General features: G+C 62.7%; 20 protein-coding genes. 7 read left to right on the plus strand and 13 right to left on the minus strand.

All coding sequences use genetic code 11. The features are described from left to right. Nucleotides 1-9: 9 nt before the first annotated feature. The gene (locus H6955_20480; protein ID MCP5315946.1) at nt 10-1,602 is read left to right on the plus strand and encodes a cryptochrome/photolyase family protein; all 1,593 of its coding nucleotides are present in this window, start codon (nt 10-12) and stop codon (nt 1,600-1,602) included. Nucleotides 1,603-1,857: 255 nt separating this feature from the next. Here the strand turns inward: H6955_20480 and H6955_20485 are convergent, their stop codons facing one another. The 4 genes from H6955_20485 to H6955_20500 all read right to left on the minus strand — a co-directional run bounded on the left by H6955_20485 (nt 1,858) and on the right by H6955_20500 (nt 7,745). Further along, entirely contained in the window at nt 1,858-3,093 is a 1,236-nt protein-coding gene (locus tag H6955_20485; GenBank protein ID MCP5315947.1) for an HDOD domain-containing protein, read from the minus strand. Between the two features lie 499 nt (nt 3,094-3,592). After that, nucleotides 3,593-4,489 carry a methionyl-tRNA formyltransferase gene (locus H6955_20490; protein ID MCP5315948.1) on the minus strand — a complete coding sequence of 299 codons (897 nt, stop codon included), beginning with the start codon at nt 4,487-4,489 and terminating at the stop codon, nt 3,593-3,595. Beyond that, nucleotides 4,486-5,499: an ABC transporter substrate-binding protein gene (locus H6955_20495; protein ID MCP5315949.1), complete on the minus strand. Its 1,014-nt coding sequence runs from the start codon at nt 5,497-5,499 to the stop codon at nt 4,486-4,488. Before H6955_20495 ends, H6955_20490 begins: the two co-directional genes overlap by 4 nt. After that, nucleotides 5,496-7,745: an MFS transporter gene (locus H6955_20500; GenBank protein ID MCP5315950.1), complete on the minus strand. Its 2,250-nt coding sequence runs from the start codon at nt 7,743-7,745 to the stop codon at nt 5,496-5,498. The genes H6955_20495 and H6955_20500 overlap by 4 nt, the downstream gene beginning before the upstream one ends. Before the next feature lie 135 nt (nt 7,746-7,880). Between H6955_20500 and H6955_20505 the strand changes: the two genes are divergently transcribed. Together H6955_20505 and H6955_20510 are read left to right on the plus strand one after the other, a co-directional pair. Beyond that, nucleotides 7,881-9,755: an SUMF1/EgtB/PvdO family nonheme iron enzyme gene (locus H6955_20505; protein MCP5315951.1), complete on the plus strand. Its 1,875-nt coding sequence runs from the start codon at nt 7,881-7,883 to the stop codon at nt 9,753-9,755. A gap of 83 nt (nt 9,756-9,838) precedes the next feature. After that, complete coding sequence (locus tag H6955_20510) at nt 9,839-10,924, plus strand: hypothetical protein (protein ID MCP5315952.1); 1,086 nt, start codon at nt 9,839-9,841, stop codon at nt 10,922-10,924. 127 nt (nt 10,925-11,051) lie between these two features. Here H6955_20510 and H6955_20515 read toward each other — a convergent pair whose 3' ends face one another. The 3 genes from H6955_20515 to H6955_20525 form a co-directional block, all read right to left on the minus strand. After that, a complete protein-coding gene (locus H6955_20515; protein ID MCP5315953.1) occupies nt 11,052-11,588 on the minus strand; it encodes a hypothetical protein in 537 nt (178 codons plus the stop codon). Between the two features lie 473 nt (nt 11,589-12,061). Beyond that, nucleotides 12,062-12,622: a hypothetical protein gene (locus H6955_20520; protein ID MCP5315954.1), complete on the minus strand. Its 561-nt coding sequence runs from the start codon at nt 12,620-12,622 to the stop codon at nt 12,062-12,064. 13 nt (nt 12,623-12,635) lie between these two features. After that, on the minus strand, nt 12,636-12,902 hold the full coding sequence (locus H6955_20525; protein MCP5315955.1) for a hypothetical protein: 267 nt from the start codon (nt 12,900-12,902) through the stop codon (nt 12,636-12,638). 532 nt (nt 12,903-13,434) lie between these two features. Between H6955_20525 and H6955_20530 the strand changes: the two genes are divergently transcribed. Continuing rightward, a complete protein-coding gene (locus H6955_20530) occupies nt 13,435-14,376 on the plus strand; it encodes an MBL fold metallo-hydrolase (GenBank protein MCP5315956.1) in 942 nt (313 codons plus the stop codon). An 80-nt stretch (nt 14,377-14,456) separates the two neighbouring features. On the opposite strand, the gene H6955_20535 is transcribed toward H6955_20530, so the two are convergent. Beyond that, on the minus strand, nt 14,457-16,208 hold the full coding sequence (locus H6955_20535) for a diguanylate cyclase (GenBank protein ID MCP5315957.1): 1,752 nt from the start codon (nt 16,206-16,208) through the stop codon (nt 14,457-14,459). 463 nt (nt 16,209-16,671) lie between these two features. Between H6955_20535 and H6955_20540 the strand changes: the two genes are divergently transcribed. The 3 genes from H6955_20540 (at nt 16,672) to H6955_20550 (ending at nt 21,097) form a co-directional block, all read left to right on the plus strand. Beyond that, entirely contained in the window at nt 16,672-18,402 is a 1,731-nt protein-coding gene (locus H6955_20540; protein ID MCP5315958.1) for a histidine kinase, read from the plus strand. Then, nucleotides 18,399-19,751 carry a sigma-54-dependent Fis family transcriptional regulator gene (locus H6955_20545; protein ID MCP5315959.1) on the plus strand — a complete coding sequence of 451 codons (1,353 nt, stop codon included), beginning with the start codon at nt 18,399-18,401 and terminating at the stop codon, nt 19,749-19,751. Before H6955_20540 ends, H6955_20545 begins: the two co-directional genes overlap by 4 nt. Before the next feature lie 239 nt (nt 19,752-19,990). Next, the gene (locus tag H6955_20550; protein ID MCP5315960.1) at nt 19,991-21,097 is read left to right on the plus strand and encodes an ethylbenzene dehydrogenase; all 1,107 of its coding nucleotides are present in this window, start codon (nt 19,991-19,993) and stop codon (nt 21,095-21,097) included. 210 nt (nt 21,098-21,307) lie between these two features. On the opposite strand, the gene H6955_20555 is transcribed toward H6955_20550, so the two are convergent. The 5 genes from H6955_20555 to H6955_20575 all read right to left on the minus strand — a co-directional run bounded on the left by H6955_20555 (nt 21,308) and on the right by H6955_20575 (nt 24,694). Beyond that, nucleotides 21,308-21,676, minus strand: coding sequence for a VOC family protein (locus H6955_20555; GenBank protein ID MCP5315961.1), 369 nt, complete (start codon nt 21,674-21,676; stop codon nt 21,308-21,310). A gap of 140 nt (nt 21,677-21,816) precedes the next feature. Beyond that, the gene (locus tag H6955_20560) at nt 21,817-21,984 is read right to left on the minus strand and encodes a hypothetical protein (protein ID MCP5315962.1); all 168 of its coding nucleotides are present in this window, start codon (nt 21,982-21,984) and stop codon (nt 21,817-21,819) included. Nucleotides 21,985-22,117: 133 nt separating this feature from the next. Then, entirely contained in the window at nt 22,118-22,642 is a 525-nt protein-coding gene (locus H6955_20565) for a GDYXXLXY domain-containing protein (GenBank protein ID MCP5315963.1), read from the minus strand. Continuing rightward, nucleotides 22,635-23,726, minus strand: coding sequence for a DUF4401 domain-containing protein (locus H6955_20570; protein MCP5315964.1), 1,092 nt, complete (start codon nt 23,724-23,726; stop codon nt 22,635-22,637). Before H6955_20570 ends, H6955_20565 begins: the two co-directional genes overlap by 8 nt. After that, on the minus strand, nt 23,723-24,694 hold the full coding sequence (locus H6955_20575; GenBank protein MCP5315965.1) for a DUF2157 domain-containing protein: 972 nt from the start codon (nt 24,692-24,694) through the stop codon (nt 23,723-23,725). Before H6955_20575 ends, H6955_20570 begins: the two co-directional genes overlap by 4 nt. Between the last annotated feature and the right edge of the window lie 81 nt (nt 24,695-24,775).

The raw sequence follows: 24,775 nt of genomic DNA on the forward strand, positions 1-24,775 counted from the left end.
TAGGGATCCATGAGTCGCACTGATTTCAATCCGGAGACCCGCCCACGCCACCTGGTTCTGATCCTGGGCGATCAGCTGGACCACCGCGCTGCCGTGTTCGACGACTTCGACCCGGAGGTGGACGTCCTGTGGATGGCGGAAAACGCGCAGGAGGCAACCCATGTCTGGTGCCACAAACGACGTCTCGCGTTCTTTTTTGCGGCCATGCGGCACTTCCGCGACGCGCAACGGGAACGAGGACGGAAGGTCCACTATCACGCCCTCGGCCGCCGTCCCTCCGATGACCGAGGTAATGGTTTCGCGGAGATTTTGACCAAGGACGTGCACCGACTACGTCCGGACAAGCTGGTTTTGACCCACCCCGGGGACCTGCGGGTACTCCGGATAATCGAGGACACCGCAGAGGCTCTCGGGTTGACGCTGGAGGTCCGGGCGGATCGCCATTTTCTCGTGACGCCCGATGCATTCCGCGACTGGGCGGAAGGGAAGGGTCACCTGGTGATGGAGCATTTCTACCGCGCGCAGCGGCGCCGCACCGGATTGCTGATGCGGCCGGACGGGAAGCCACAAGGTGGGTCGTGGAATTTCGACAAGGACAACCGCAAGACCTTCGGCAGGGCGGGTCCGGGCGAACTACCCCCTCCTCGACGTTTCCGTCCGGATGAGACCACCCGGGCGGTATTGGACATGGTCGCGGCGCGCTTCGCGAACCATCCCGGCTCGCTCGATGACTTCGACCTGCCGGTGACCCACGACGAGGCCCTGACCACACTGCGGGACTTCGTCACCCACCGCCTTCCCTGTTTCGGCGCCTACGAAGATGCCATGTGGTCCGGTCAGTCCACCCTCTATCACTCGCGGCTGTCGGCTGTGCTGAACGTGAAACTGCTGCACCCGAAAGACTGCCTGGACAAGGTGATCGCGGCCTACGAGGCGGGCCGGGCCCCGATCAACAGCGTGGAGGGCTTTGTGCGGCAGGTGTTGGGGTGGCGCGAATTAATCCGCGGCATCTACTGGCTCCACATGCCCGCGTATGCACAGCGAAATGCCCTCGGCTGCGACGACCGCGACGTCCCGACCTTTTACTGGGACGGGGAAACGGATATGGCCTGCGTGGCCGATTGCATGGCGGGACTGAAACGGGACGCCTGGACGCATCACATCCCGCGGTTGATGGTGCTCGGTCAATTCTCGATGCTGCTCGGGGTGCACCCCAGCCGATTTCACGCCTGGCATATGGCGATGTACCTGGACGCCGTGGACTGGGTGAGTCTGCCGAACGCGCTGGGGATGAGTCAGCATGGTGACGGCGGCGTGGTCGGTTCCAAGCCCTACTGTGCATCGGGGAACTACATCGACCGGATGAGTAACTACTGCGGAAAGTGCCGCTACAACCCCAAGCGTGCGACGGGTGCAGACGCCTGTCCCTTCACCACGCTGTACTGGGATTTTCTCGACCGGCACCACGTCCGCTTCGCGAACCACGGGCGCATGAAGTTTCAGTTGAAAAACCTGGGACGTAAATCGCGGGAGGAACTGCGCGAGATACGCCAGCGGGCGGATCACGTTCGCAGGTGTATAGACAGCGGAGAACGGTTATGAATCCTGCCAACACCGATTGATAAGTCGAATGGCGATCGCGAAAATCGAAGATCTTCGCCTCCGTGCGCTGGACCTTCCCCCTCCAGTGAAATGGGCGACGAAGTACCGCACTGCAACGCTGGTCCAACGGACGGAACACAATCCCACGCCGGCGGACGCCATGCACCGTGCGAATCGGCACGCTCCGCCGCTGAACGAGAAAACCATGAATTTGACCGCGGGGGGCGCTTCGCCTTCCGCGAAACGGCGATGCGCTTAAAAATGCCCCATGACGTCGTCGGTCCACTCGACTGCCTGCCGGTAGGCCTCTGACAGTTCACTGTGTTCGAGGCCCGAGAATCTGATCCCTGACCATTGCGCGTTTTCTATCGCGATAGCGCAGTCCAGCGCCTCCCCCATCAATCCCTCTCGTTCGAGGATGGCCGATTTGATCGATTCACTCAGTGGCAACTGCGCCAGAATGCTTTTGATCGGCTGTTTCATCAGCAGATCAAGTGCCGAGAACATGCCGACGGTGAAATAACTGTCTTGCGGCAGACCGGCCCTTTGCGCCAGAAGTTCGCAGATCTTGGCCCGCAGCACGGCGATCTCCATGACGGCAACGGGCTCGTCGCTCATACCCCCCAACGCCAACAGCGATATCCACTTGCGAATCTCGTCCCTTCCAAGCAACACGATGGCATGTTTGATCGAATCCACTTCACGCGCCAAACCGAAGAACGGTGCGTTGACCAGCTTCAACAGCTTGTAGCTCAGTGACACGTCGCTCGTGATCTGTTGCTCCAGCTTCTCGATGGGCGTATCGATATTGTGCGTGGTCGCGAGCACCTGCAATATCGCCAGCTTGTTCGCGGTCAGGTTGCGGCTGACATAGACGCGCGGTTTGCTGAGGAAGTACCCCTGCAGATAGTCGAACCCCTTGTCGCAATAGGTTCGGTATTGTTCCGATGTCTCTATTTTCAGCGCCTGAAGGGCCAGGTTGTCGTATCGCCTGAGAAATTTGATCAGGGGATCCAACAGGTCCGCCCTCACTTTCTGTACGTCGACCTGAAAGATGCTTGCGATCGGGAGCAGCTGCGGATTCTTGAGATTGGCGAGGCCGCTGACCGAGAGACCATAGCCCAGTTCGCGGAGTTCTTTCAGGCGGATGGCCTGTTTCTCGTCCACCCGCATGTTGCCGGGAATGTCGAGGATTATCTGGTCCGGCGCCAGCTGGACATCGGAGATCACCTCGACAAAGGCCGGCGTGACGTTGATAACCGCCTTGCGGCCGTGGACGAATTTGTCCAAGCCGAATTCCATGATCGTCGAGGCAAGAACCTGCGCGGTCGCCTCTGTGGGTTTCAGCCCGGTGCCGTCCCCGGCAGGTGACCGGAACAGGAGTTCGTAGCCGAACACGCCCATATTGCTGTTATAGATGGGCTGCCGCGCGACCATGACCCGCTGTTCGGTCGTCTGGTGCTCAAATCGCTCACCGGCTATCGGGCGCATGCTGGGTAAGGCTCGGGTTTAATGAGCCTGTAGCGGCGAAAACGGTTCTTGCTTTAACCGCACCACCCCCCTATCCCGGCGTTCTTGGGACGGAATCCCGGCGTTGCCGCTTGCCCGCACAGAGTATGAAGGGATCCGAATTCCTTGAGCAGCCGGCAAAGCGGGTCGGCCTGTCCATGGAGCGCCGACATGGTCGTGCACGGGGAACGACGGGCCGAGATCCGCCAGATTCCGAACCCGAGCGACGAGGTGTGGTTCGAGCTGCCAGAAAGCGCCGTGGGTGTTGATGCGGCTACTTCCAAGCTTCTCTGAACAGATCCAGCCGATCCCCACGCGCGTCGCGGCTGGCAAGGCTTGGTGCGAATCCGACTGCGGCCGATGCTGGGTCACCTGTCGTGCGTTCGCCCCTGATGAACCCACGAGGCACCGATGGATCCTCGCACCTTCCAGTCGGACAACCCGACGTCCCGTACCGGATTCGTATGCTGTAGCGTGCCGATCAAGACTCGTCTTCGAACGAAAAGGCTTGCAGATCCTCCCCGCTACGGATTGTCTCGATGATCGCGAGGCGCGCGTCGGCGTCTGCCGCTGGCGGGGTGGCCGGCACGAACCGCGCCAACAGGGCGTCGTAGGATCGGGGTTTCCAGAAGCGATGGCCGGCAGCGAGGAAGGCTTCGACTTCGTTGGCGTCGGGCATGGAGCGATAACGGCGTCGGCTGACGTCTTGCGGGATGCTTGGAATCTCCTCATCGCGTCCAAGTCGAGCGATCAGGTCGAGCAGCAGGGGGATCGCCAGCACGTAGAGTTCGGCAATCTGCTCGAGCAACCCCTCATCGGTGCGAAAGGGCAAGTGCCGCGTCGCAATCACGGGGCCCGTGTCGATCCCCCCATCGATGAAATGCATGCAGCTGACGAGCGTTCCACCGCCTTCGGCAATGGTACGCATGGGGGCGAACAGGCCGGCATAGACCGGCAGTTCGCCTGGATGGATATTGACCGCTCCATGACGTGCAATGGCGATGACCTGCGGCTGGAATATATGGCTGAATCGGGCGGACACGATCAGGTCGGGCGCGAACGCCGCCAGGCGGTCGACCAGCGATGGCGCATTGACATCTTCCACCACTTCGAGAGCGACGTCGTACCGTTCCTCCAGTCCGGCGAATGTCGCCCACTCCCCACTGACCAGCTGGCGATCCAGCAAAGGAAACAGGCGGTCGCATGGCAGGCTGCGTTCGAGATAGGCAAGTTCTCTCAGTGCCGGAATCTGTTGTTCTGCCGGCCGGGTCTTGTCCGACAGCAGTACATGCAGTTCGTGACCGGCTAGTTGCGGCAGCAGCTGATTGAGAAACATGCAGCCATGCAGATCGCGTTTCACGCAAAGGACGAGTTTCACCGGGCGCCTTCCCCGTCGCCAACGAACTCGGCCACGTCGAGCAGGGACAGCGGCGGATAGCGCTCCAACACCTTGACGGTGTGCAGGTTGATCAGATAGGAAAACTGGCGCGGCAACTCCACCGGCATGTCGCCTGGCCGAACCCCATCCTGAAGAATGCGCAACGCGAGCCGTGCGGTGAACCTGCCCACGCGATCGTAGCGCACGACCACGCCGAACAGGCCATCCGCCTGCGCGACCGGTGCTTCCGCAGCGGCGAATAGCGGCAGACGGTTATTCAAGGCCTCGGCAGTGATCCGTTCGCGTTGGCTGTTGATGAAGCTGTCCGGGGAACAATAGAACAGATCGACGCCCGCCGCGGCCAGCGCTGAGAAATGGTCCGGTATTCCACTGGGGTCGGGTCGACCGCTGGCATCCAGCGCCAGCGTTTCGGCAACCACGGTGGCGCCGACACGCGCCGCGGCGGCACGCAGATCTTCCAGGCTGATCCGGGAATTCGCCTCTGCCGGGTTGTAGAGAAAACCGATCGTACGGAAGTCCAGGTAGGTCCTGGCCGCCCGCAACTGTTCGTCGACCGGAAGGAGGTACAAGGTACCGGCGAGGTTGCGGCCGGATCCGGCCAGCGAGGGGATCAGGCGGCTGCGTACAGGATCGGTGACCGCCATGAACACCACAGGGATATCCGTGATATGTACGGCGGGATCCACCGCATCCCACTGCCCCGCGGTTGCCACAGCAACGCTGGTGCCCCAGGCGACCACCAGATCGGGTCGCATGCGCTTGGCCTCGGCGACGAAACCGGGAATCAGGCGTTTGTCCTGCGACGCATCGCGCAGGGTGAAACGCACCGGCACCTTCTGTCTCCTGAAGTGGTCCTGAAAACCCTGACAGGCCTCTTCGCAGCCACGAAAGAGAAGCATCACCACATGGTAGGGGCGCGGCTGGGTTGCACCGGCCGCAGCGGTGGCGAACCAGAGCAGCACGGCAAGCAGTAGGCGGGATGACCTCATCGGCCCTCGCGGGCGGTAAGGCAGACAAGCGTACCCACCAGGACGACCACGCCGATGGCGGCCATCGCGCCACCCCAACCCGTCGTTGCCAACCAGACACCGGCCCAGAGCGGTCCGACGAAACTGCCCAGCCGCTCCAGGGTGCGCAGCATCACCGCAACGGATGTGGCGCCGGTCCTGGCACCGATCTCGGTGGCAAGCGCCTGCATCGGCGCACTGGCGAGTCCGGTACCTATGCCCAGGGTCAGGATGCCGATCCAGACGAGCCACACCGAATTCATCTCGCCAAACAACCACGCACCCAGGCCAGCCAATCCGCCGAGGCCTATCACGCCACCTCCGACAAGTGTCAGGGACAGGCGCCAGCGATAGCGATCCGAAAGCCAGGATGCGACCGGATTGATCGTCGACACCAGGATGAAATACACCATCACGGCCCGGCCGATTTCGGCGGGGCTGTAGTCCAGCTGATGTAGTGTCAACGGCGCAAGATAGAACAGGAAACCGGCCAGGGCAATTTTCGCGGGGACAGCCCCGCCCAGCATCAACGCGGCAAAACGGCGGTTCATCAACAGCCGCCGGATCTCCGACATACGCAAAGGAGGGATCGCCTCGTGGTGTTCGTTGCTACCGCGCTGCGTCAACCGGAAGATCACGAGAGCCAGCAGACCCAGCAGCGCCGAAACGGCGAATACCGGCCGGAAACCGAACTGATCCGCAAGCACGCCTCCGAGCGCCGAGCCACAGATCGCCGCAATACCCACAGCGCCGACGAACAACGCCAGGCCGCGCGCCCGATCGGCCCGGCTGGTCAAGACGATCAGTTGACGCTGGCAGGCCATGGTCCCGGTGGCGTACCCCCAGGCACACAAGGCACGCGCCGGCAGCAATTCCCAGTAGCTGCCCGCCAAGGCGGTCCATAGAAAGCCCAGCAGCGTCAGGCCGACACCGGCCGCAAACACCCGTGCGATCCCCCACCGATCCGCCCAGCGACCTGCAAAGGGGGTGGCCAGGGCGAAGAACAGCATGTAGATCGCAATCGGCAGCCCGATCTCGGTCTCACTGCCGAGAAAGCTCTCACCGGTCGCAAACGACTTGATGTACAGCGGCAGGAAGGAGCGCGACATCTCTTCGGTCAGAATGAACAGGAACAGCGGCAAGCGCAGGGACTGCAGCCGCTCTGCGGTACTTTCTCCACCGCCCGGCAGACCGACCAGCAAGGCGCGGAGCAATTCCCGAAACACCACGACCGCCACCAGCAGTACAATGCCGACGTCCGCGCCCAGTTCGCCGAGGCGCCGGGCGACGAATTCCCCATCGGCCGCCACGGCGATGCGCCCGGAACCCGCCGTGTGCTCGATCCAATCGCCGGTCGTCACACCCTGCCGGGCAAGGGTCGCACCCCCGTTGTCGATCAGCTTCAGCGCGGCGACCCCAGGATGTTTTGCGACGACACCGTCGAAATACGCGTCGACGCCAGGCAGCTTCTCCAACGGGATGCCGAGCGCCTCGGCCCGCGCCAGCTTGCCCGCAAGCAACTCAGCCACCATCTCCACCTTGGACGTGAGCACGGGTGTCAGGGTCGCTTCCAGCAAACCCTTGGCATTCCATGCCACCTGAACACCTGCGGCGAACGTCGTCAGCAACGCAACGGCCATGACACGGCGGCGCAGCCATGGGCCACCGGTGCCACTGGATCTCAACCACCCGAGAGCCGCAAGGGTGATGAGTATCATCACGGCGATGGCAGCGGCGATGCGCGGCCAGAGCAGGCCCGCGATGCGCCTCTCCTCTCGTTGCAGGACCGCAGCGGCCACGCCGACGCGCAAGCCACCGACGACGTCGTCTGCGGCATCACGGATACTTGCCGCAATCGTCGTTCCGGACGCGGACCGGACGTGGGAAGAATCCCGCAACGACCTCATCGAACGCCACTCCTCCGACGTAAGCACCGCCGCCATCCGTGAGGGCGTGGAGGCGGAGACAACTCGGGCGATATCGCCATCGACCGTTACCACCTCGATGTCGGCGATTGCCGGGTCGGCCTTCTTCAGCCGGGCCACCATGGCGTCGAGGTTGTGAATCTCGTCCGGCCGCAGGCCCGTGAGTGCGCCGGTGCGGAGCACAGCTTCCAGATCACCGGCCTGGATCTCGATCCGCGACAAGGTCAGTTCCCTCAGAAGGCCGCGGTGCTCGTTGAGCAGCATGGCACCAAGCAGCACCAGCGCCAGGCATTGCGCAGCCACGAGGAGAATTAAAAGGCGACGCCACGCGGCAAGGGGCGGCGGTGCAATCACGTCGACGGCAGAGGGCGAGGCGGGCATGGAGTATGTACGGGCGAACACATGCATCCGGTGGTTTTTCATACTACCATCGGTGCCATGAGAAGCATTCAGCGCGGATTGCGTTATCTGTTTTTGCTTGCCGGCACGCTTTTCACGGCATCGATCGTCGCCCAGCCGAACGCCTCCGGCGAGCAGCGCATCGCACTGGTGATCGGCAATTCGGCCTACCACAATTCACCACTCAGCAACCCTGGCAACGATGCGCGCGCCATGGCCGCCAAGCTCGAGAGCCACGGGTTCGACGTGGTGAGTCGCGAAGACCTGACTACCCGACAGATCAGCGAGACACTGCGCGAATTCCGCTCGCGGCTGGTACCCGGGGGGGTCGCGCTGTTCTTCTATGCAGGTCACGGGGTCCAGATCAAGGGTATCAACTATCTGCCGAGCGTCGATGCGGACATCCGGAGCGAGGAAGACGTGCCGCTCAACAGCATCAACCTCAACCAGGTACTGGAGATCATGGACGAAGGCAAGACGCGGCTGAACCTGATCTTTCTGGACGCTTGCCGCAACAACCCGTTCATGCGCAGCTTCCGTTCGGCTGCAGGAGGTCTGGCGCGCGTCGATGCACCCTCCGGTACGCTGATCTCGTTTGCCACCCGTCCCGGCAGTGTGGCAGCCGATGGCGAAGGCGACCACGGCCTCTACACGCAGCACCTGCTCGCCCAGATCGGTGTCCCCAACCGGCCGATCGAACAGGACCTCAAACGCGTCGTCGCCGGTGTCATGGAGGACTCGAAAGGCCAGCAGGAGCCCTGGATGGAAGGCAGCATGGTCGGCGATTTCTACTTCGCGGGATCTTCCGAAGCCACCTCCGCATCGGCAGACCCAGTCCCCGCGCGGCGAATCAGCGACTCTGCCGCCTTCGAACTGTCATTCTGGGACAGCATCAAGGACAGCGAAAACGCGGGCGATTTTCGCGCTTACCTGCAGCAGTATCCTGAAGGCCGGTTTGCGCCCCTCGCCTCCAGCCGGCTGCGCCGGTTCGAAGCATCGCAAAGCGGTGACAGAAGCGCCCCCGCCGCGACATCCGGCGATCGTGGCGACGGCGGCAGGACGATCTTTCGTGACTGCCCCGAATGTCCTGAGATGACGGTGATCCCGGCCGGCAAGTTCCAGATGGGTGCCGCAGCACGCGAGGTCGGGAGCGGTGATTCGGAACGTCCCCGCCACGTAGTCCGCATTCCGCGACCCCTCGCCGTGGGTCGCTTCGAGATCACCCGCAAGCAATACGAGGCGTTCGTCAAAGCCAGCGGACACAACGCGAAGGGCTCGTGCTATGCATGGGTCGGTTCCGAATGGGTCAGTATGCCGAACCGCGACTGGAGCTACCCGGACTTCCGCCAGGAAGACGACCATCCGGCTGTGTGCGTCAACTGGCGGGATGCCCACGCCTATGTGTCCTGGCTTTCGATGAAGACCGGCATGCCCTATCGGCTGCTATCCGAGTCGGAGTGGGAATACGCTGCACGGGCGGGCACGCGCACCTCGCGATTCTGGGGTGACGATCCCGAACTCGCGTGCGACTACGCCAATGTCTATGACGCCTCCAGCCAGGAATTCCGCAACTTCGACTGGGAGCCGCACGCATGCAAAGACGGCTATCTGGAGACATCGCCAGTCGGCTCGTTCAAGCCGAACGATTTCGGCCTGTACGACATGCTCGGCAATGTCTGGGAATGGGTAGAGGACTGTCAGTGGGTCAATTACATAGGCGCTCCAAAGGACGGTTCTGCAAAGGTCTCGGATGACTGCGCCCGCAGGGTCTACCGTGGAGGAGGCTGGAGCGGCCCGGCCTCTGTGCGTGCGGCGGTCCGGAACGGGAATCCGCCCAGCTATCGCAGCCAGTTGCTTGGATTCAGGGTCGCCCGCCCGGTCAATGACGACTACCCGGCCGGCCCTCAGCAGTGAATCGTTGAATCTTCGTCGTTGACCGGTGCTTGTTTTCAACGGGTTTCGCCCCCCGCGGAGACCTCCGGCTTCTGCACGCACGCATGAACATCATCGCAACCAATCTGTCGAGACTGCGGCTGTTCCTTGCTCGGACGTCTTTGGTCGGCATACCCGCGACGCGCGCACTGGCATGGGAACTGCCCCGCCTGCTCGCATGGCGTGCCTACAATCGCCTTGCAAGCCTTGTGTATGCCTTGATGGACCGACAGCGCGTGACCGATCGGCGGACAGCACGAGCGCTGCAGCGCTTTACCGGACCGGAGGGCATCTATTTCTACGTCATCGCCGTGCCGCGGGCGCTGCATTTCCTGATACCGGCGGCGTCGCTCATTCAGCGGCATGCCCGCATCGTGTTCGTGCTGAATGGTGTTTCACGCACCGAAGAACAAGCCCTGCGCGACCGGTTTCCCGCCGTGCCTACACTGCGCCTCTGGACATTACCGGGGACATGCTGGCCACACGGCCATCTGCTCAGCGTACTGCTGCGAAGCAGTGGGCGTGATTTCGGCATCATCGACCACGACTTCTTCCTGTTTGACGATACGGTGTTCGAGCAACTGCGTTTTGCCGAGGACGAGTTCGCGGTCTGTGCAGATGCCTGGCGCAATGCGCCGACCGGAAGCGAGGTACCGACCACGCACTTCATGTACCTGCATACCCGGCGCCTGCAAGAGGTCATGCGGCGCCACGGTGTCGGAGCGCAACTCTACAAGACGATCCCGGGGCATCTTTCCGACATGCTCGCGAACGCGGGCTTTTCGATGCGAAATCCACCGAAAGAGTATCAATCCTTTTTTGACTCGTTTTTGATGCTCAGCGTCCTTGCGGTGCAGGACGGTTACAGGTTCCACAAACTGGATACCGCTCCGGAAGGCTGGGTACATGTCGGCGGCACCAGCATGGGACGGCACATATCGAAAGACGCGGTACACCACTACGTCTCGTCCCGGTTCCTCGAATGGCTTGAAGGTTCTCCGGTGTACGAGGAGTATCGGCGCAAGGGCCTGGCAACCCCGGACATGTCGAAGCGATTGCGCGACACACTGGACACCCAGATCGCGCACCGGGTAGACCTGCTCGTCGACAGGGTCGGCAAGCGGATGGCGGCGTTGTCAACGCCACCTTAGCGCCGGCAGCGAACGATCGACGATGCTGCAGGCAACCCACCCCGGCGACACTGGATCCGTTGTGGACCGGGCGCGGCGCGCGAGGCACCGGTCCCGCACGCGCCGGCCTCTCCGCGATCCCGGGTGGCTATTCGTCAAACTCCAGGTACCCCGAAACACTGATCCGCAGCGTCACACTGCATCCTCCATCGGTGCGGATTGCATTCACGAAGATGTTGCTGTTCGGATCGGCGTACAGTTTGATGGGCCAGGTGCTGTTGTGGGTATAGAACCCGGACCCACCTGGACTGAAGGCGCGGTCCGGTATCGGCAGGCGGAACTCGGAGGTCTCGCCGCCGGCGGTCGTCGTGATGCTCGGCTTGAGAAAAAAAGAACAACTCGTCGTGAAGCTCCACACGCTGATGGATTCGATCACGAAGCGCTTGTCCGCCGGTACCGCATAGAGCAACTGGTTATTCGGATTGATGACGGCGTTGCTCATGACGAATTGCACGTCGACGTTCATCGGCGTCTTGGACGCCTGGGTGGTGACAGGCTGCTCGACGATGCGGACCGGCGTCGAATAGGCTGCATCGGCGGTGGGACATAGCGCTACGAGCAGAAAGGCGGCAACAGAAGCATTTTTCATATAGTTCTCCTTCGACGGTCGGCTGACGCCGCGCATGGGCCCGGCGTTGCTCTAGACCTGGTGGTGGTGACGCAGCCGGTCGCAAGCGGGCAATGCAAACTGCGGGCCGCGACCGCCCGAAAGCTTCCATGCCTGGCCCCCTCGACCCGCCCGTCCGTACGCCGACCATCGATCACGACAGATGCCGCTGTCTGAGCGGCACGGCGGCACCCAAGGTCGAAACTACGGGGGTAGAGACTCGTGGCGCGACCGTCCCTCCCAAGAAGTCGGCTCAGGCCCGATCGGCGTCGATCACTGCGGGCTTCCGGGGACCCGCCTCACGACCGTTTCGATCGTGAAACGGGACTCAGAACAAGATGCAATTTGAAGGCCGTCGACCGAACACGTCGCCGAAACAATGGCTTGCGTGAAAAGCCCTGTCGGTGGCGACGTTACCTGTAAGCAATGCTGACAGCAGCACTCCCGGGGAGACCTTTCAGTTCGGGATGAAACCAGGTCCCCGGTGGCACCTATTGGCCCGGGGGCGGCGGTGGGGGCGGACCAGGGGGCGGCGCCGGAATGCCGAGTGTCCGGCTGGTCGCACCCGGTGGTGGTGGCGGCGGGGCCGCGTGGTAGCGACGCGACAAGCTGCGGCTCCAGGCCTCCGAGACGGGGATCTGATGTCCCTTGGCGTACATGCATTGCTGATAGGCGTTGTCGTAGCGGCGCTGCGCGTCCCAGGCCGCACCCGAACCGACGCCCGAACCGACCGCAGTACCTACCAGCGCCCCACTCGCGGCACCGACCCCGGCACCGTGACTGCCATCGGCCGCGGCACCGACGGCCGCACCGAGCAGTGCGGTTGCGGCAGCGGTCTTGGCGGTACTCTCGTCCAGGGCACGCTGGGCATTGACGCCGCCAATTCGGTACAGCGCGAAATCCCGGCATGCCAGGTCATCCACCTGGAACTGTTCGAAACTCTTGCCACTCCCCGGCAGCACCATGACGCTGGGACCGTCCGGCAGGGTCGCACAGCCGCCCATCAACCCGATTCCCAACAGCAAGACCGCCCGGATACCGCTATGCCTCATGACGATGCCCCGCTCAATTCCCAGGGGTTTCCGGGACAACCTTCATCCAGCCGCCGGGGCAGGACTTCACGTAGGGGTAGTAGGTCTGCGACGAGGGACAGTAGTACCAGTAACCGGTGCCCTCACTGGGTTGCTGTACATAGGTCGTGGGCGCCGGATTCACCACGATCGTCGATGGCGCATACGGCGGGTAGTAAGCGCGCGGGTAGCTGTATGGCCACCACAGCGGGCCTATATCGAGGTAGACGCCGGTGTGGGTACGGTGGCTACGACGCGGCACATAGTTGTAGTGGTGACTGCGTCCGTGACGGTCGCCGTCCCAATAACGGTGGTCGCGATCGGCCAGTGTCGCTCCGCTGGCGACCAGCAGACCTGCCATGGCCGCGGCGGTGATCAGGTAACGTTGCATCGCAGTTCCTCGCGAGGGGCGCCGGCTCCATGCGCAGGCAACGTATAGACAGTTCTGGTTGCCGCGAGTTCCGGCTCTCCGCATCGGCCGCCCCGAACCGACTCGTATATAGCATGGCGCTTTCCAATTTCATGGTAAGCCCACCCTAAACCGGTGGCCACCCGGTTCGATCGAGAGCCTGACGCCGATCAACCGGAAGACCCCGCGGCCGTTGGCCGGGAGGTGACCGCCAAATTGCTGACCATCCGCGCAACAAAAAATACCAGTCAGGATCGGCTCGACAACCGGCCTCGATCCCGGCCCCGACCTACCTGGCGACGGACGGGCACCAGGCATGCCAAGATACCCGCAGCGACACTGCGCCGCCCTCTTCGAATCACCGGCGCGGCCTCCAGGAGACATCATGCACAAATGCCGATTCCATTCTTGGTTGCTGATTCCCGCACTGCTGTTGCAACTCGGCACCGCCATCGCCGCCAGCGACACCGATGCGTTGCGTCTCGAGAAGATCACCGACCAGGTTTTTGCGGTGGTCGGCCCCTTCGGCAACCGGACACCGGACAACCTCGGTAACAACGCGACCTTTGGCTTCGTCGTGACAGCCCAGGGCGTCGTGCTGATCGATTCCGGTGGCAGTTACCAGGGTGCGGCGGCAATCGATGCGATCATCAAGCAGGTGACCGATCTGCCGGTCAAGATCGTGATCAACAGCGGTGGACAGGACCATCGCTGGCTGGGCAATGGCTATTTCAAGCAGCGCGGTGCACGGATCATCGCCAGCAGCGCGGCCGTCCGCGATCAGCAGGCACGTCTGCAGGACCAGATGCTCATGCTCGGCAACCTGATCGGCAAGGAGGGTCTGGCCGGCACAGAGGCCGTCTATGCCGCCGAGACCTTCGATGACACCATGCACCTCGACGTCGACGGCACCGCCTTCGATCTGCACATGGTCGGCCCGGCCCACACGCCCGGGGACAGTCTCATCTGGTTGCCGCAACAGCGCGTCCTGTTCAGTGGCGACGTGGTGTATGTCGGGCGAATGCTAGGCGTGATGCCGCATTCCAACAGCCGTCATTGGATCGAGGCCTTCGAAACGATGGCCGCGCTGGAGCCATTGACCATCGTCCCCGGACACGGCCCACCCGCAGACGTTGCCCGCGCGCGCGCGGACTCGCTCGACTACCTCGTATTTCTGCGCGAGACCGTCGGCGCCTTCATGCAGGAGGGCGGCGACATCACCCAGATCGGCGGACTGGACCAATCGCGTTTCGAATACCTGGAGGACTACCAGACCCTCAAGGGACGTAATGCGCAGCAGGTGTTCCAGGAGATGGAGTGGGAGTGAGCAGCCATCCGGGTACGGCTTCGTATGTCGACATGCAGGGCGACAACGATGCCACCCACGCCCTTGCCGACCACCGGTGATCAGGTGGCCACCCGGTAGCGATCGCGACCCGCATTCTTGGCGTTGTAAAGCGCTCTGTCGGCCGCATGGATGACGTCGTTGAGACCCAGACCGCCCTCACCCGCACTGGCGATACCGATACTGATGGTGTAGCGCACCGGTGTGCCCTCCATGCTGACCCGGTCGGCCGCCCGGATCACGCTGAGTAACCGATCAGCCACTTCGATGGCACGTTGCTCGTCGGCTTCGCTCAGCAGCACGACGAACTCCTCCCCGCCGAAGCGGCCGAACACATCGGTTTCGCGCAGGTTTTCGCCGATGCGCGAAACGAGGTCAATCAGCACCTCGTCTCCGATCGGATGACCGAAGGTATCGTTTATGCGCTTGAAATGATCGACGTCGATCGCCAGGACCGACAACGGGTGCCGATACCGCACGGACCGGCGAAACACGTCCTCACCTGCCTCGAGGAAGGCCCGGCGATTCAGCGCCCCCGTCAGACTGTCGGTCGTCGCCAGTGCTAGCAACTGCTGTTCGAATGCGCGACGTTCGCTGATGTCGCGCACCACCCCGATGTGGACCAGTGACTCACCATCCCTGGCCTCGGCAACGGTGACCTCGATCGGAAACTGGGAGCCATCCTTCCTGAGGCCCATCACCTCGCGGCTGCTGGACATCGCCCGCGAATCGCCCGTCGACACGCGTCGGATGTAGTCATTGTGCCGCTGCGCGTCCGCCTCGGGCATCAGGCGATTGACCGGTCCACCAACGATCTCGTCACCCGTATAGCCGAACAGGCGCTCGGCGGCGGGGTTGAACTCGATGACGCGACCGGATTCGTCGAGGACGATGACGCCGTCGAGCGTGGTATCCATGAACAATCGCAGTCGTCGCTCGCTGCTGGTCAAACGGGCCCGGCCATTCTGGTAGAGATATGCCGCCATCGCCAACAGTCCACTGACCACGATCGCGACTGCTTCGATCGCTTCGAGGTACCCTTGCCCGGCCGTCCAGCCACGTTCCGGCCGTACCGCGAGGCGCCAGTTCCCACCGGGCACCGCCAACGTCAATTCGATCGAATCCCGCTCGAACAACCCAGGGTCGCCATAGATGACCGGACCGTCTTCACCCAGGCCGTCTTTTCCGCGGAGCGCAAACCGATAGGGCGCCGATTGCCCGTTCAGGCCCGCTGCAGTGAACAGGCTGTCCGAGTCCATCACCAGGCTGAGCAATCCCCAGTAGGCGCCATCGGAAAGAAACACCGGGGTTCGGCTGATCAGACCCCGCCCACCCTGGCGCAGATCGACCGGGCCCGCGAGCACCGTCTGACGCGTCTCGATCGCCCGCTTCACCGCCGGCCATTGAGCGCCCATATCCGGATAGTAGAGGCCGAGCGCCGCCTCGTTGCCCTGCAGGGGGTACACGTAGCTGAGCCGGTTGCCGGGCGCCAGACCGATATTGCGAATGTGGCGCCCCGTCCTGTAGGGCGATTCAAGCGCTTTCTGGATCTCGTCCTCGCTGAGGCTGCGCGCCGCATTGACGTAGGCGGCGAGCCCGGTCGCCAGATAGACACTGGCATTGAGTTCAGCCTCGAGGCGAGAAGACAATCCGACCGCGGCGCTACTCGCCTGATTACGCAGGCTTTCCGAAAGGCGATTACGTTCTGCCTGGATGGTGAAATGGCAAAGCCCGACAAGCAGCGCAAAGATGCCGATACTCGCCCAGATGGCTATCGACCGAGCTGGCGATGATGGCGTCAACACCGGCCCCATCTCACCGGGTCTTCGTCCGCAACACGCCTCAGAGGCGCTGCAACGCTTCGTCTGGTCATCGTCTACGCATACATATCCAATGCCGTCACGGCGATGTCGTTGATGCCTGACGTCACCACGGTCCAGTCCCGGACCAACGACGCGGCGACAGACGCTCAGGGCGAAAGTATAAACTGGGTGACGATGTCGGCGGCCCGATCCGTCCCGTCAAGAGCGCACCCGTTCGACGTCATCCGTTACTCGGAAGTCGGAAGAACGCCAACCTTGGATTCGTCCAGAACGACCTGACCGTACACGAATTCGGACGCAATCCAAGAGGAGCTGTTCACAAACGGCGGCCTGCGCAATGCGACACTGATCAATCGGGAAACCTGCCACATGATTGCCGCCGGCAAACGGCCGATTTGCTAGTCTATGCAGATATTTGGGACTTCCCTGACCACCGCGCGGCCTTCCCATCCAAATGATCCGACAAAGCGAGAAGGTCAAGGGGCCGATTCTTATCCCATTCAGCCTGCTGCTGGTGGTCGCCGTGGGCGCACTGTTTCTCATCGCCTACCAGTACGAAGAGAAGGCCCGCCAGCACGATCTGGCAACCAGCGTGCGCGCAGCCGAACGCCTGTTCAAGCTACAGATCGACAACGACGCTGCGCGGCTGCACGCTGCGCTCTGCCCGATCAGCCGGGACGACACGGTGGCAAACGAATTCCAGAGCAAGGATCGCGGAGCCCTGCTTGCCCAAGTGGACCCACTCTTCAAGCGTCTTCGAGAACGCCATCGGGTGACGCATTTCTATTTTCTCGACGCCAACCGCCGCGTGGTTCTGCGGGTTCATGAGCCCGGGATCCAAGGCGATATCATCGACCGCGCGACCACCTTGCAGGCAGCGCAGACCGGCCGCGAGGCTCAGGGTATCGAACTCGGTCCACTGGGCACCCTGACCTTGCGTGCCGTCAAGCCTTGGCGTCGCAATGGGAAGCTGATTGGCTATCTGGAGCTGGGCGAGGAGATCGGCCACGTCGGCGAGGAAATCCACCATGCACTGGGAGTGGATCTGATGGTCACGGTAAATCGGCGATTCCTGCCTCCCGATGACTCCACCGCCAGCCCGTCGGACGGCGATGACTACGTCATCTACAGCAACACGCTCGACGAAATACCACCCGGTATCGTCGGACAGCTCGGCAGTGGTCAAGCGAGCGCGCTGGGCAATGCCTCCAAGTACGGAGAAAAGTCGCTCTACACCGCCGTCCTCCCTCTGAGCGATGCGGCTGGACGGGAAATCGGCAATATCGTGGTGGTCCGGGATGTCACCAGGCTGCAGGCCGGATTTCGCGAGTCGCTAACCGCGGCCGCGCTGCTCAGCCTGCTGGCCGGCGCCTTGGTCTTCGGTCTCTTCTACGCCATCCTCGATCGGGTGGAAAGGGACTACCGCCGCCAGCGCCAGATGGAGACTCAGTTCGCACGTCTGAGCACCGAACACCAGCGCATTGTCCAGATCGAGAAGCTGTCCGAAGTCGGAAGGACAATCAGTGAGATCGCTCACCAGATCAACAACCCACTGGTCGGCGTAGTCAACATGGCACAACTCGCCGAACGCGAAGCCGACGATCCGGTGCGTGTGCGCGAACTGCTGGCCGATATTCGCCAGGCCGGCACCGACAGCCATGCGTTTCTGCAGCGAATGCTGACCTTTACCAAGGTGTCACGCTTCGAGCGCGCGCCAACGGAGGTAACCGCGCTCATAGCCGAGACCATTACGCTGTTCCAACAAAGCACGGACCGGCAGCCGGTCATCCAGAGTGAGCTGCCGTCGCCGCCACTGGTACTGGACATCGATCCCGTGTTGATCCGCCACGCGTTGTTCAATCTGCTGTCCAACGCGACTCAGGTTGGACCGGAAGATGGGACGATCCGCGTCTTGCTGGTACCGAAATCCGACGACGAACATCGGCGGGGATGGTCACTCGAGGTCCACGATCAAGGGCCTGGGTTGCCGGACGAGATTCGAGAGAAACTCTTCACGCCGTTCTTCACCACTCAGCCCAACGGCACCGGGCTAGGTCTCGCCGTGGTCCAGCACGTCGCAATGCTTCACGACGGCCGCGCCAGCGGCAGCAATCGCCCCGGGGGTGGCGCGGTTTTTGCGTTGTGGATACCTGAGCACACAGTAAACGCGGACGGTGCAACGTGACCTGCAAGATCCTTCTCGTGGACGATGACCGCCACACGGTCAAACTTTTTCAGAACTTGTTCCGCACACGTCCGCAGAAGCTCGAGGTGGCAGCGGATGCTGCTGAAGCGCGCCGCCGGTTCCGGGCTTCCGACTACAACCTGATCCTCATGGATCAGCGACTGCCAGACGGCAACGGGCTGGACCTGATCCAGGAGATGCGTCGCGAGCGACCGCACCAGATCGCGATCATGATCACCGGATACGCCGATGTGCGCGATGCGGTACGTGCGGTACGCGAGGGTCTGTATGACTATCTCACAAAGCCGTTCAACGAGATCGAAAGCCTAGAGTCGTCGATAGACAAGGCTCTCGAACTCGACCGGGCTTACCGCGAGATCGACAGCTTGCGACGTTCTCTGGATGGACGCAGTGGAGACCACACCTTGATCGGTCAGTCGCCTGCCATCGAGCATTTGCTCCAACAGATCCAACAGGTGGCCGCGCTGGATACCACTGTGCTGCTGGAGGGCGAAAGCGGAACCGGCAAGGAACTGGTTTCACGCATCCTGCATGCCAGCAGCCCTCGCGCCCGACATCGCCTGTTCGCTGTCAACTGTGGCGCCATGTCGGAGCAACTGCTCGAGAGCACCTTGTTTGGTTACGAAAAGGGAGCTTTCACGGGCGCCACGAAAACCACCCCCGGCTACCTCGAACAGGCCGATGGCGGCACTCTGTTTCTCGACGAAGTTGCGGATATGAGTCCAAAACTACAGAGCAGTCTGCTGCGTGTGCTCCAGGAACGAACCTTTCAGAGACTCGGGGGTACCAACCTGCGCTCCAGCGACTTCCGTCTGATCTGCGCGTGCAACCGCTGCCTCGCCGACGAAGTACGCAACAAGCTGTTCCGCGAGGATCTGTACTACCGTATCAACGTAGTCGCGCTGCGTATCCCGCCGCTGCGTGAGCGCCGCGAGGATATCCTGGCGTTGACGCTGCACTTCCTTGACCTGTTCAATCAGAAATTCGTCAAGGAAGTCGGACCCGTCACACCCGATGCGATCAAACTGATCGAAAACCATCCCTGGCCTGGCAACGTACGCCAGTTGAGGCACGCGGTGGAGCGTCTGGTCGCCCTGCACCCCGGCGGTCCGGTGAGCACCGCACACCTGGACCACCTGCGCACCACCGATGTCGCGACCGGCGCGCCCGAAAGCCTCAAGTACGAAGATGAGCGGGCGCAATTCGAACGGTTCTACCTGGAACGTCTGCTGAAGGCGGCTGACGGCAACATCAGCGAGGCTGCGCGCATCAGCGGAATTGCCCGCCAGAACCTCTACGAGCGCATGAAGCGCTGGGGATTGTCATGATCCAATGACAACTGTCATTCGAACATGACACCGCTCCCCATCACGATCGCATACCCGGCCCGCTATTCATCGATCTGACAGCCGCTGCTGCTTCGAAGAGGCATGGCACAGTGCGTGCAAGATGCTGGGGGCGTTGAGCGCAACTCGCCTGTCGGGAACCAGGTCCATTGGTCCAGGCAACGACAGACGGCAATTTGTGCAGCAATTTTTAGACTCGAAAGCCAACGGCACCTCTGCACGTGCAGCAGGCGCCTTTGAATAACAATTCGATTCCGCCAACCAGAGGATCCAAGCAAATGACGTTCGCAAAGCACATGCTGGGCTCAATGCTGCCCAGAGTTTTTGTCGCGGCCTCAGTGATGGTCGCCCCTGCCTTTGCCGATACCAACACGCTGACCGCGGTAAAGGGCACGGCCGCCCCCGCTCTCGATGGCTCGGCCGACGACCCAGTCTGGCAGTCCGCACCGGCCGTCACGCTCAACTTCGGCAAGGGCGAGAACTTCGGCGGCAACGGCCGGACCGAGGGTACGCTCAAGGCGGCATATGTTGGCGACATGCTGTACATGGTGCTGCAATACAAGGACGACACCTATTCGCAGAAGCGTTTTCCGTTCGTCAAACAACCCGACGGCAGCTGGGTGAAGCTTCAAAGCCCGGAAAACAAAGGGGGCGACGAGAACAACTACTACGAAGACAAGGCCGCCTTGATCTGGCCGATCAATGACTCGATCGCCGATTTCGCCTCCGATGGCTGCTTTTCCGCCTGCCACGACGACGAACCTCCCAAACCCTACGGAAATAAGTACACCGAAAAAGAGGGTGAGATGGGCGACATCTGGCATGTCAAGAGCGTCCGCATGGGGCCAGTCGGCCAAGTGGACGATCAGTATCTCGACCACATGCGCTATGACCCGAAAAATGCAAAGGGTGCCGGTCGCCATGGCGACCCGAAGACGGGTGGCGGATACAAGAACATAGAACTCAAGGACGGCAAGCCGGAGTTCATGAACAAAGACGGCAAAGCGGCCAACAAGGGCGGCACCTATTGGCTGAAGGCAAGCGATGCGGTCCCATTCGACGACAGCAAGTTCCAGCCCGGGGATGAAGTCGCTTCGATCATGGTCGCACCGAAGCAGGGCGATGCCGGCGACATCGCTGCCGGAATGGCGTGGAAAGACGGGGTATGGACCGTAGAGATGTCGCGCAAGCTCGTTACCGGCAGCCCGTACGACGTACAGTTCGATGATATGGGCAAAGGCTACCTGTTCGGCGTCTCGGTATTCGACAACGCCCAGGTTCGCCATGCCTACATCAAGAAGGCGATCACAATGGTGTTCGCGCAATAGGATTAGGAAACAAGACAAGGGCATTGACCAACCCTCCCGATGGGCGCACCCGTTTGGGCTGCGACCGTTGGGAGGGTCCCACGGCACCGTCAAGACGGCCGCATCACCCCCGACTGACGATGACCAGGAGATTCCGCATTGGCGCGTCGATGTCGTCGTCTGCTTCCATCGTCGAAAGGCCTCATTGCGCACCGCGCCACTCAAAGCGGATCAGCGCATGGAATGCAGCCCGATCATGTTGCCTTCGCTGTCGACGACCAGGGCGATGAAGCCGTATTGCCCGACCGACTTCTTCGGTGTTTCGATCTTGCCGCCGGCCTTCGCGGCCCGATCGGCCTCCACCGCGCAGTCCTCGCAGGAGAAATAGACGAGCGTGCTGTTGGCGCCCGCGGGATAACCGGGCAGCCGGATCAACGCACCGGCGGCGCCGTAGGCCTTGTCGGCCATCGGAAAGGCCCACATCTCGAACTCCGTGCCGTCGAGCCGCGTGAGACGGACGCCGAGCACCGCCTCGTAGAACCGCTTGGCCCGCTCCAGGTCATCGACGTAGATCTCGAACCAGGCCACAGGGTTTTTCATCTCTCCCTCCTTTTCATCGATGAGGTCGCGGATCCGGTGCCTGCCCGTGTAGCCGCCTCTGGAAGCACGCTGTACAAAGGCAGGTGCGGCATCCCTGCATAGTCGCTCTTTGTGGTCGTTCCCCTTGTTCAGGCGTTCCATTACTCGGCCGCCGGCCGGATCGCCACGCCACCGAGTGTCAGGCCCAAGAGATAGCGCTGCACGGACAGCCACAACGGCTTGCGGTCGCACCGACCCGCGATCGCCGCTGCCAACACAACGATGGCCAGGTTGTTGGCAAGGCTCACGATGATCTGCACCAGCTCCATCACCCTGCTCTGTACTAACAGGCCGCCGTGTTCCGGCGACACGAATTATGGAATAAAAGACAGATAAAACACTGCGATCTTGGGATTGAGCACGTTCGTCAGGAATCTCATCACAAAAAGCCTTCGCGCAGACTCATTCGGCAGCGCGCGGGGCGCCGGCCTCCTTCCCCAGCCGCACCCGATGTTCATCACGCAGATGGGTCAGGATCGCGTCGCCGTCGGCGGCGACACGGAACTCGCCGTAACGTGCCGGGACATACAGGTGTGCCGTACCTTCGGCGAAAAAGTAGGCATTGGTTGCGAGACGGACCCGCCCCGCCCGCAGACGATAGCGCAGCAGTCGCTCATCGGCCGCCAGCGGCCTGCCGTCGTCGAGCCGGCGGAAGCCGCCTATCCCCGATGGCTCCACGCCGACCACGGCACGACCGTCGGCGACATCCCGCTCGCCGAGCGCCTCGCGGATCGCCCGGGCGAGTTCGAAGTTCAGTGCCATGTAGTCGCCCTGCAGCATCGATCGGGGATCGACCGGCGCCAGGCGCAAGAGCACCGTGTCACCGTCGCTGAGAAGCCGTTCCCGGCTGTACACCCCATAGTGGACCACCGCCAGCGCCAACAGTCCCGAAACGACGATCAGCGCGCGGCGCACCGGTTCACGCATCACCCACCTCGGTGGCGTGTTCCGCCTGCTTTCCCGAGTGCCGGGAAAACTGCCGCGCGGCGAGCAACAACATGCCGGTCGCGCACAGCAAGGTGGCCTTGTACAGCAACGCGAGTCTCAACGCATAGTAGTAGTGCGACAGGTAGACGAGCCCGCCGGCGATGCCGACGGCGAGCAACAGGCGGTTGCCATGCGCAAAACCGATCAACAGGACCACGAACGCGACGCCGATCCCCGGTGCCCACAGGCTCGCGAACGCGACGATCGCGCCGGTGACCCAGAGTGACGCACCGCCGGACGGCCATCGCAGCCGCTGCTGCGCCGCAGTCCAGTGCACGGTGAGCATCACCACCACGGCGATCAGCGTGGCCCCCAGCAGGGGTCCGAGCGCGAGACCGCCCAACGGTGCGCCCCTGTCGTCGAATGTCGAACGCAGGCCACCCATGTCGATCGAGCCGCTGGCCAGCAACAACGCAATCACCAGCAACAGGCCGTAGCCGAGGCCGTCGATCAACTCGCGACGCCACGCCAGCCTGAACTCATGCACCCAGACGAATGCGAACAAGCCAAGCACCAACCCAAGCCAGAGGTTGGTGTGCCGTAACTCGTCGACTGCAAACAGCAACGCCAGACAGGCTGTGGCGGCACTCCACACACGATGCGCGCCCCCCGGCACCGCGAGGAACAGGCCGGCCTCGAGCAAGGCCGCTGCAAAACCGAATGCCCGCAGGTCCCATTGGAACAACTGCTGCAACCCCAACAAGACCAGGAGCTGGCCGGCGATACTCAGCGCGAGCGCGAACTGTCCGGCGAACACCCCGGCTTCACCGCGCCCCAGCAGCAGGTAAGCACCCCCCACCTGCAGCCCGCCGAGTACCAACAACAGGGTCCCGTCGCCGACGTGGAAATCCAGTAGCAGGCCGACCACGCCGAGCAACAGCACCGCCGCCACCCAGGCGCTGACGCCCAGCATCACCCGGATCGCCCAATGTGTGCCGAGCGCGTCGTCGGGCGGCATCGCCCCCTGCACGAGATCGACGTCCGCGAGGCGCTGCCAGAGCTTCGTTTCCGCACCCGGCGTCATCGGGCGGCCAGCCTTGCGACGCGTGTCAGCCACCAACCGGCGAGCGAAGACAGTCCGATCACGATCAACGCCAGCCACAACAGCGCCGCCGCACCGACGCCGCGCCCGATCACGAAATGATGCAGCACCCAGGCGACCACGACGACGATCGGTGACAGCACGAGGCCGACCAGCACGGGGAGATCCAGGCGTACGAAGCGGTAGAACCAGAACCCCAACAGCAGGCCTGCCGACCAACCCAGCCAGGCGCTGAAACCACCCCTGCCGGTCGCCGCGTGGACCGCTAACACCGTCGCCGCGGAGATCGTCGCGACGGCCAGCAGTCGCGGTACCGTACGTCCCTGCATCCACTCCCGCGCATGCGCCGCCAGCCGTTCCCACGCCAGCAACACCGCGCCGTTCAACAGGAGGAGCGCCCAGTAGGTCTCCAGCGCACCGAGGGGTATCTGCCAGAAACCGTGGAACGTCTCCAGGTACAGATAGAGCGACAGGTTCACCAGCGCGAACCACAGCAGCCACAGGTAGGCGAAACGTCCAAGCACGACCCAGGGCAGGATCAACGCCGCCCAGACGGCGAACAGCTCGAACACGTCGGCCCCCGTCTGATAGGCCTGACCGACCACTACCAACAGCACACCCAGCAACACCGCTGCACCAAACAACGCCCAGCGACCCACCAGGGCCGCGCTACCCTTCCACCAGACCACCGCGAGCGCCAACGCAATGGACGCGTCGACGAGCAGAATGCGGCCCAGCCGGTCGAGGCGTTCCCAGTTCGCAGCGAACAGGGTCACGACGCCGGACAGCAGCAACAAGACACCGGCGATCAGCAGAAGGCGGTCGAGAAACCGCCCCCAATCGGAGGCCGGCGGAAACACGCCGGCGCGCCGCAGCGCTTCGTGCCGTCGATCGACGGGGACGCAGCCCGCGTCGATCCACGCCAACAATCGCCCCCGCGCACCGCTCATCCTGGCCATCCGGTGCACGGGTTCGGGGTGGACCGGCACCGCCCGGCCGGTCGGCAGACTGACGAGCGTGGCGCGGCCACA

Source organism: Chromatiaceae bacterium, assembly GCA_024235395.1.
GTDB lineage: Bacteria > Pseudomonadota > Gammaproteobacteria > Chromatiales > Chromatiaceae > Thiosocius.